General features: G+C 50.0%; 1 rRNA gene. It reads right to left on the reverse strand.

Going from position 1 to position 1737, the window contains the following annotated elements:
* Positions 1 to 66: 66 nt before the first annotated feature.
* Positions 67 to 1635 (reverse strand): 16S ribosomal RNA (locus EKM98_RS11960).
* Positions 1636 to 1737 lie beyond the last annotated feature (102 nt).

Consider the following 1737-nt stretch of genomic DNA (forward strand, 5'->3'; position numbering starts at 1 on the left):
AGTAAACCTCTCAAAACTAAACAAAGTTTCAACAAATCGTGTAGGTTTCCGTAATATTTTCCTTAGAAAGGAGGTGATCCAGCCGCAGGTTCTCCTACGGCTACCTTGTTACGACTTCACCCCAATCATCTGTCCCACCTTAGACGGTTAGCTCCTCAAAGAGGTTACCCCACCGGCTTCGGGTGTTACAAACTCTCATGGTGTGACGGGCGGTGTGTACAAGGCCCGGGAACGTATTCACCGCGGCGTGCTGATCCGCGATTACTAGCGATTCCGACTTCATGTAGGCGAGTTGCAGCCTACAATCCGAACTGAGATTGGCTTTAAGAGATTAGCTTACCCTCGCGGGTTCGCAACTCGTTGTACCAACCATTGTAGCACGTGTGTAGCCCAGGTCATAAGGGGCATGCTGATTTGACGTCATCCCCACCTTCCTCCGGTTTGTCACCGGCAGTCTCACTAGAGTGCCCAACTTAATGCTGGCAACTAGTCATAAGGGTTGCGCTCGTTGCGGGACTTAACCCAACATCTCACGACACGAGCTGACGACAACCATGCACCACCTGTCACTTTGTCCCCGAAGGGAAAGCTGTATCTCTACAGTGGTCAAAGGATGTCAAGACCTGGTAAGGTTCTTCGCGTAGCTTCGAATTAAACCACATGCTCCACCGCTTGTGCGGGCCCCCGTCAATTCCTTTGAGTTTCAACCTTGCGGTCGTACTCCCCAGGCGGAATGCTTAATGCGTTAGCTGCAGCACTGAAGGGCGGAAACCCTCCAACACTTAGCATTCATCGTTTACGGTATGGACTACCAGGGTATCTAATCCTGTTCGCTCCCCATACTTTCGAGCCTCAGCGTCAGTTACAGACCAGAGAGCCGCCTTCGCCACTGGTGTTCTTCCATATATCTACGCATTTCACCGCTACACATGGAGTTCCACTCTCCTCTTCTGCACTCAAGTTTCCCAGTTTCTAATGCACTTCTTCGGTTAAGCCGAAGGCTTTCACATCAGACTTAAAAAACCGCCTGCGCTCGCTTTACGCCCAATAAATCCGGACAACGCTTGCCACCTACGTATTACCGCGGCTGCTGGCACGTAGTTAGCCGTGGCTTTCTGGTTGGATACCGTCAAAGGACTAACAGTTACTCTAGTCCCTGTTCTTCTCCAACAACAGAGTTTTACGATCCGAAAACCTTCTTCACTCACGCGGCGTTGCTCCATCAGACTTTCGTCCATTGTGGAAGATTCCCTACTGCTGCCTCCCGTAGGAGTTTGGGCCGTGTCTCAGTCCCAATGTGGCCGATTACCCTCTCAGGTCGGCTACGTATCATCGCCTTGGTAGGCCGTTATCCCACCAACTAGCTAATACGCCGCGGGTCCATCCAAAAGTGATAGCCGAAACCATCTTTCATTAAGTGACCATGTGGTCACTTAAATTATGCGGTATTAGCATCTGTTTCCAAATGTTATCCCCCACTTTTGGGTAGGTTACCCACGTGTTACTCACCCGTCCGCCACTCACATCAACCAACTTCCACTGCAAGCAGCTTCTGTTGATGTCTGTGCGTTCGACTTGCATGTATTAGGCACGCCGCCAGCGTTCGTCCTGAGCCAGGATCAAACTCTCATATAAAATGAAAATTGATTGCTCAATTGATTTTGTTGCTAGCGAGTTATAATTCAAATTGAATTGACTTCGCAAATGTTTGCTTCTTCCAACCGGTCCGAAGAACGG

This window comes from Loigolactobacillus iwatensis, from assembly GCF_003950295.1.
Classification (GTDB): Bacteria; Bacillota; Bacilli; order Lactobacillales; family Lactobacillaceae; genus Loigolactobacillus; species Loigolactobacillus iwatensis.